The following is a 6884-nucleotide window of genomic DNA, read 5'->3' as shown; positions in this document are numbered from 1 at the left end:
TTTGACATTGTGCATCACTGGCTTGACAGAGCAGATCTTCACTCCCTGAAGCCTGTGATTGAAGTACTCCGTCTCTGTCCCGGTATCATCGATACGGTACCATTTGATCTCCACCTCAGAAAAGGTCTGTCCCTCACAAACCGCCTTATAAAGGTAAGGTGACGATGCGTCAAAGGATTTGACAATCTTTATGGCCTCATGCTTTCTTGTTCCTGTCAATTTTCCGGAATCCGGGTCAGTAGGAATCCTGACCTCATGATCAAATGCCAGTACCTCTACACTCTTCTCTCTTCCGGCTACGTCAACAGAACCCTCTACCGCATTGCCCGCATCATCTTTGAACCACATATAAGCTGGAATGGGCATAAAGTACTCCTTTCATCCATATTGGCGTTTATTCTGAATTCCGCAGGTTATCGATGAGACACTGCGGAAACCTGGTTAAGTATTACTTTCCTTTTGGCATTTGTGAAACCAGAGATAAACTTATATCGATTCCCTCAATCTGAAAATGCGGCATCACTGAGAGACTCACAGAGAAAAACCCCGGATTATCCTCGATCTCACTGACCACTACATCGGCAGCCTTCAGCGGATGCGTGGCTATCAGTTCTTCTCCGGGATCATTCATCTCGGTAACCAACCCCTTTACCCATTTACTCAATTCTTCCTGAAGCACCATTTTGCTTTTGGTAGTTCCTATGTTTTCTCTCTGAATCACCTTCAGATAATGAGCAATTCTGGATACAAGGAAAATATAGGGCAGCCTCGAGTTGATCCGCATATTTGCAGTCACCACCGGATCATCGTACTCCCTTGGTTTCTGAGTTGAATTTGCAGAGAAGAAACATGCATAATCACGGTTTTTATAAAATGAGAGGGGAATAAAACCCTCCTGAGCAAATTCGAATTCCCGTGTTTCCGGAATAAGTATTTCCGTAGGGATCTTCATCTGTTTACCTTTACCCACATCGAAGAGGTGGATCGGAAGATCTTCTACCTTTCCCCCCGCTTCAGGACCGCGTATCTGCACACACCAGCCGTTGCTGATAAAGGAGCGGACCATGTTTGCAGCAAACGCAAAGGAACCATTTCCCCAGAGATACTTCTGATGATCTCTGCCATTTACATTTTCAACATAGTTGAACTCCTTGATGGGCTGGGTTTCCGGCCCGTATGGTAGTCTCAACATGAACCTGGGAAGAGTAAGGCCTACATACCTGGAATCATCGGACTGCCTGAATGCATTCCAGCGCAGAAACTCACTTCTTTCCATGTAGTTGTGAAGATCCTCGATTTTCGGCAGGTCATCGACACTCTCCTTGCCGAAAAACGACGGTGTGACAGAGCCTATGAAAGGACAGTGGCAGCTTGCGGCCACTTTGGAGATCTCCTGAAGAAGGTAAATGTCAGGAGCAGTTGATTCGAATTCCAGATTCGAGACCATAGCAGCAAAAGGCTCTCCTCCCGGTGTGTCATATTCATCTGTGTATACATGCTTGTAGAGCCCCGACTGGATAGTCTCCGGAGCGTCTTCAAAGTCCTCGGACAGTTCTTCCTTGCTGAGATCCAGGATGTCAATTTTGACATTTCTCCTGAAATCTGTTCTGTCAACCAAAAACTTCAGACTCCTCCAGGTTGACTCCATTTTCTGAAACTCAGGAGTGTGCAGGATCTCATCGAGCTGAAGAGAAATGCGCCTATCAATCTCAGCTATTTGATTGTCAAGCACTGCCTTGTCTATTTTTTCCACTGCTGCCGGTGAATTGAGAATACTCTCGACAAAAAACGCCAGTGCAGCACCGATCCTCTCATTTGCCTTGCTTTCCGCAAGCGCTTCAGCACTCCTGAAAGCGGAGATATCGACCGCATTTTCCGGGACCGGAAGATTCATGGTCTGATAGATATATCCAAGCCCCTGTGTGGTATCGGTAACATTTTCCAGTTGAGTTTCCATAAAATTCTCCTGACAGTTAAGGTTTCCCTGATTCCTAAGCCGGCTGTTCCTGTGCTTCAGGAACGATCTTTTTAAGCTGAGCCTGAAGCAAACGCGCACTTGCCGGAGCCCTCAGGATTTCCTCAAGACGTTTTCTGAATTCCCGGTTATCCAGAAGGTTGGATTTGAGATCCTTAAGCAGGTTGCGCGCTGCAAGGAGCCGGCTTAAGGCAGGAATATTCCTGGCGACATTCTCCGGCTTGAACGAATCCATATCCTCTATATCGAGACCAATCCTGAGTTCACCCTGTCCGGAAAGCTTGTTTTCAACAGTAAAATCAAGACTCAGATTCATACTTTCCATCACCTGCCCGAAATTCTCTTTGTTGATACTTATCCTCTCCCGCTCGGAAATACGCTTCTCCTTTTTCTTCCCGGTAAAATCTCCCATAACGAGAAATTTAAGCGGCAGTTCGATTTTCTTTCTGGCATCTCCTCTGCCTACGTCAAGCTTGAGGTTTATCCGGGCTGCAGGTATCTCATTCTGAAAACTTCCCGACATATTACCCACCTTTCTTTATTTGTTGATTCGCAGTCCTCTTCCAGGGTCTATCTCCATTACCTTCTTCAATATCAACTTCTGCTTCTCATGCCTGCTCTCAGATGTCATCTTTGCATCTCTGCAGGCTTTCCACAGAAGTGCCCATGTGTCAACTGCAAGTTCCGGCTCCCATAAGTCTATTCTAAACCTCTCGATCCTCTCTTCCAGAGACTCCAGAACAACAGAAGCTGAATCAGCCTGTGAGGCTTTCAGCAGAATCTCAGCAATAAGAAGTGATCTGCGGAAACCCTCACGGGCATTAACCGGCGGCTTTCCATTCTGAACGGCTTCAATTGCCTCCTCAAATCTACCCTCCGCAACTAATCCCACAGCCGCAGTTCGCTCTTCCTCAAAAGCATCCTCTTCCTGCCCCGTTTTTCTGCAACTGCTTTCCTCTCTTCCTTTGAATCTTTTCACCTCAGTCTCTATCCAGCTTTTTGTCATCTCATCACAGAATGGAAACCCATCAGAGAAAGACAATGAGGACAGTCCCGGAATCCTGTTGAGGAGCCGCTCTGTTTCGTAAACTATAGCCTCATGAACTTCATCATACCCAAGTGCCCTGCTGGCACAGGACGAATAACACTGAAGATCAAGCCAGAGATGAGCCGCTCCGGAACTGAAAACAGCTTCACTCCTCTCAAGCATTTGTTTCCAGTCTTTTCTCTCAAGCAGATTTACAAAGAGTTTTCTCTGCCCCTCATCAGGAGAAGACAAAAGTGTCCTACCATTCTCAGCTTTAGGAGCCTTCTCCAGATGATCCCATCTGATGCACCTCATGATCCTGTAGCCTGATGCTTTCGCGGGTTCCTTCTCAATCAGTAACTGCGCGCTTTCCTTTATTCTGCTTTGGACCTGTTTAGGAGTTTCCTCCTGCTTTTCCGGTTGTTTATTCGGAGCACTTGAAAGAGGGGCAGGCCTGCAGAGAGATTCCCATTCCTGTGCGGATTTCAGAAGATTCAGCGGAAAGGGAGAATTCTCTGTAAACCTGTTATCCAGTTCCAGTTTCAGTTTTTCGAGCGATTTGATCAGCCGTTTGATTTGATCATAATCAGCAGAGCCGGGCTTCCTTTCCATAAGGAACCTGCTGTAACGCTCCTGCGACATCCACTCGATTGCCATCTGTCTGGCTCTCTGACGATCGGGGTAGAGCTGATCGAAATCACCTTGAGCAAGTACCGCCAGTCCCTCAAAGACATCAGCAAACTTCTCCCAGTCACTGTTGTGCAGGTAAACAAGACTGAGATATGAAATGACTCTGAGATCCTTTGACTTCTCCTTAAGAAGTTTGAGTGCATTACGCTCAATCAGGCTGAAATCAATGTTTCCCTGCCTGCTTATCTCATTTTTCAGCTCTTCAAAATGTGAATCATAATTGATGCTGCATCCATTGGGATTTTCTTCACTCAACGGATCCACGATTGTAGACAGCAATCCGGAAATAATACTCTCCTTTGAAAACAGTTTTTCCAAACGTAAAAAAACCGGAAACGAGAGATTACTTCTGAGAAAAAGCCGTGAAAACTAAATGGATAAAGCAGAAAAAAATGTGAGATGTTGTTAATATAGTATTAAAACTGAGGAAAAGTAAAAACAAAAAAAATAAGTGCCAGGCATCCCCAAAAAAGTATCAGATTCGGAATGCTACATCACCTTAAGCAGCACTGCCACAGTCCTTCCTTCCATCTTCATCTCTTTATATTTTTCAATTGCCCTGGGAGAAGACATTTGACTAACAAAAATTCTTCTGTCCCGGAGATTGGAGAAAATCTCCTGCTCAAGTTTAAAAAAAGAGGTCGAATCAAACCCGGTACCCACAAGTAGAGTCAGATCACCTTTGTATATATTCTTTTCACCGGACAAATGTTTGTCATACCAGTATTTGACATTTTCGCTTTTCCTCAGATCACCCTCGATTACGATTTTTCCGCTGAAATTGACATAGAGATCAAAAAAAGCGACAGGGATTCTGTTGTAGACCACAAAGCCTTTGCGGGCAATTCCAAAACTGCCTTCCGGATTGTAAAACCAGTAAAAGAAAAGGGAAATAACAGTGAGGCTCAGAAACTTATGACGCCACAGGAAGACCATAATTTCTTTATTGACAAGAATCGTTAAAGAAAGGTGTCAGCTTGGCCCGTGACATAGGATTCTGAAAAAGCTTCCTTAAAGAGCGGTCCCTTATCAGCCTGACCCTCTCCCGTGTCAGGCTCAGCTCTTTTCCGATCTCCTCAAGTGTAAATTGACGTGAGAAATTCAGCCCGTAGTACATCCGAAGTATGCGCTCTTCCCTGCTTGAGATATTCGCCAGCACACTGTCCAGAACCGAACCCAGTTCTTTCCTTGCGCTCTCTCCATCCTGGTCCGGGTTCTCACCAAGTACATCCTGAAGTGTTTTTCCGGGTTCCTCATCCGGCTTTCCACTGCTTACAGGAGCATCCAGTGATATTCCTCTGAGCTTCTCCATCACATCAACGATTTCGGCTTCCTGATCCCTGAATTCCTCCATGCTGATTGTCTTGTTGAAGTCACCGCAGTTTCTGTCCAGAGCCTGCTTGAATTTGTGGATCAGTGCAATTTTATTGGGTGGGATACGCACAGTCCCTGCCTGCTCAAAAAGTGCTTTCTGGATCGACTGCCTTATCCACCACACAGCATAGGAGATAAACTTCACATTCATGTTGAGATCAAATCTGCTGGCAGCCTTGAGAAGTCCAAGATTGCCCTCATTGATCAGTTCAAGATAGGTAAGCCCTCTTCCCCGGTAACGCTTGGCTACGCTTACAACAAATCTAAGATTGGCTGTAATCAGCTTGTTTACTGCACCCGGTTCTTTCCTCTGGACAGACAGTACCAGTTCCCGTTCCTGTTGATCTGTGAGCATCTGGAAACGGGTTATATCCCGGAAATATAATGCCTCTGTTCTGTAAGACATGTTATTTAACCGCTTTACTAAAGTGCATACACGACCTGCCTCAAACTATATAGAAATATGCGGCCTGGCCGGCATAAAATCAACCACATATTTTCATTATATCACATATGCAGTTGGCTGGCAACTTTACACCTGGAGATTCCTCGATGCCTGCCCGAGTACTACTATCCCGCTTTCAGTCACAAAGTAGCGTTTTTTGTCCTGCTCCAGATCAAAACCGATCTTCTCCCCAGGTCCTACACGTACGCCCCGGTCTATTATAGCTTTCCGCACATACGCTTTTTCACTGATCACCACATCCGGAAACAGGATCGAATCCTCTACCGTTGCCAGACTGTGCACACGTGCTCCCCTGGAGAGCACAGAACTGATCACACGCCCCCCGCTTATAATACACCCTCCCGATACTATCGAATCAAGTGCCTCTCCCCTTCTTTTCTCATTGTTTTGCCCTGAAAAGACAAACTTGGCAGGAGGAGATTGCGCGGGTGCGGTCCGGATTGGCCAATGCTCATTATAGAGATTTATCTCTGGCATCACATCCCTGAGAGTCATATTGGCCTGATAATATGAATCCAGTGTCCCCACATCTTCCCAGTAAAGATTCTGCTCCGGCGTCTCGCCCGGTATTCTGTTATTGATGAAATTATAGATGTAAATCGGATAATCCGGGAAGATCTTTGGAATAATATCTTTGCCAAAATCGTGGGAAGATCCGGCAATTGAGGCATCATTAAAAAGCTCCCTTACCAGGAATTTTTTATTGAATATATAGTTGCCCATCGATACCAGAGCCATCCCCGGATTACCGGGAATCGAGCGGGGATTTTTGGGTTTCTCATCAAAACCTATCATCCTGCCGCTGGGATCAATCTCAATTACCCCGAAATTACAGGCCTCACTGATAGGTTTGGGTATAGCGGCTATTGTGGCAACAGCTCCCATCTGACGATGATAGTCGAGCATCAGAGAGAGATCCATTTTATAGATATGATCTGCTCCGAAAATCGCTATATAATCTGGGTTCTCATCTTCAATCAAATTGATATTCTGAAAAATCGCATCAGCCGTCCCCTGGTACCATTTCTTCCCAGTACGCATCTGCGCAGGAACAGGATCAATATAATGCCCCAGCATCCTGTTAAGATTCCACCCGGTAGTAAGATGCTTTATAAGTGAATCGGATTTAAACTGGGTAAGTACTTTTATCTTGAAGATTCCGGAGTTTATAAAATTGTTCAGAACAAAATCAATAATGCGGTACTTGCCACCGAAATAAACCGCTGGTTTTGCCCGTTCTTTAGTCAAAGGGTGCAGACGCGACCCCTCACCTCCTGCCATTATCATCCCTAAAACATTGGGATATGATACAGAATTTCTGTACAGCATCTTCTCTCGCCTGCCTCTTCTAT

General features: G+C 45.5%; 7 protein-coding genes. All 7 read right to left on the bottom strand.

From position 1 onward, the window contains the following. A partial coding sequence (gene hcp / locus GX089_07550; protein NLP02332.1) for a type VI secretion system tube protein Hcp occupies nucleotides 1-366 on the bottom strand: 366 nt, incomplete at its 3' end. Nucleotides 367-448: 82 nt separating this feature from the next. After that, nucleotides 449-1957 carry a type VI secretion system contractile sheath large subunit gene (gene tssC, locus GX089_07545; protein ID NLP02331.1) on the bottom strand — a complete coding sequence of 503 codons (1509 nt, stop codon included), beginning with the start codon at nucleotides 1955-1957 and terminating at the stop codon, nucleotides 449-451. Nucleotides 1958-1991: 34 nt separating this feature from the next. Beyond that, nucleotides 1992-2498 carry a type VI secretion system contractile sheath small subunit gene (tssB, locus tag GX089_07540; protein NLP02330.1) on the bottom strand — a complete coding sequence of 169 codons (507 nt, stop codon included), beginning with the start codon at nucleotides 2496-2498 and terminating at the stop codon, nucleotides 1992-1994. Between the two features lie 15 nt (nucleotides 2499-2513). Then, nucleotides 2514-4010 carry a type VI secretion system protein TssA gene (gene tssA / locus GX089_07535; protein NLP02329.1) on the bottom strand — a complete coding sequence of 499 codons (1497 nt, stop codon included), beginning with the start codon at nucleotides 4008-4010 and terminating at the stop codon, nucleotides 2514-2516. 171 nt (nucleotides 4011-4181) lie between these two features. Further along, nucleotides 4182-4628 carry a hypothetical protein gene (locus tag GX089_07530; protein ID NLP02328.1) on the bottom strand — a complete coding sequence of 149 codons (447 nt, stop codon included), beginning with the start codon at nucleotides 4626-4628 and terminating at the stop codon, nucleotides 4182-4184. Nucleotides 4629-4635: 7 nt separating this feature from the next. Then, complete coding sequence (locus GX089_07525; GenBank protein NLP02327.1) at nucleotides 4636-5472, bottom strand: RNA polymerase sigma factor RpoD/SigA; 837 nt, start codon at nucleotides 5470-5472, stop codon at nucleotides 4636-4638. Nucleotides 5473-5598: 126 nt separating this feature from the next. Then, on the bottom strand, nucleotides 5599-6861 hold the full coding sequence (gene glgC, locus GX089_07520) for a glucose-1-phosphate adenylyltransferase (protein NLP02326.1): 1263 nt from the start codon (nucleotides 6859-6861) through the stop codon (nucleotides 5599-5601). Between the last annotated feature and the right edge of the window lie 23 nt (nucleotides 6862-6884).

The sequence above is a fragment of the Fibrobacter sp. genome, from assembly GCA_012523595.1.
GTDB lineage: Bacteria > Fibrobacterota > Chitinivibrionia > Chitinivibrionales > Chitinispirillaceae > JAAYIG01.
The sequence above is the reverse complement of the archived record's forward strand: the minus strand, read 5'-3'. Positions and strand labels throughout refer to the sequence as shown.

What these genes read in the sequence shown, in the direction of transcription:
- tssC (NLP02331.1), bottom strand. Translation starts at nt 1,957, where the DNA reads ATGGAAACTCAACTGGAAAATGTTACCGATACCACACAGGGGCTTGGA.
- tssB (NLP02330.1), bottom strand. Translation starts at nt 2,498, where the DNA reads ATGTCGGGAAGTTTTCAGAATGAGATACCTGCAGCCCGGATAAACCTC.
- GX089_07530 (NLP02328.1), bottom strand. Translation starts at nt 4,628, where the DNA reads ATGGTCTTCCTGTGGCGTCATAAGTTTCTGAGCCTCACTGTTATTTCC.
- GX089_07525 (NLP02327.1), bottom strand. Translation starts at nt 5,472, where the DNA reads ATGTCTTACAGAACAGAGGCATTATATTTCCGGGATATAACCCGTTTC.
- glgC (NLP02326.1), bottom strand. Translation starts at nt 6,861, where the DNA reads ATGCTGTACAGAAATTCTGTATCATATCCCAATGTTTTAGGGATGATA.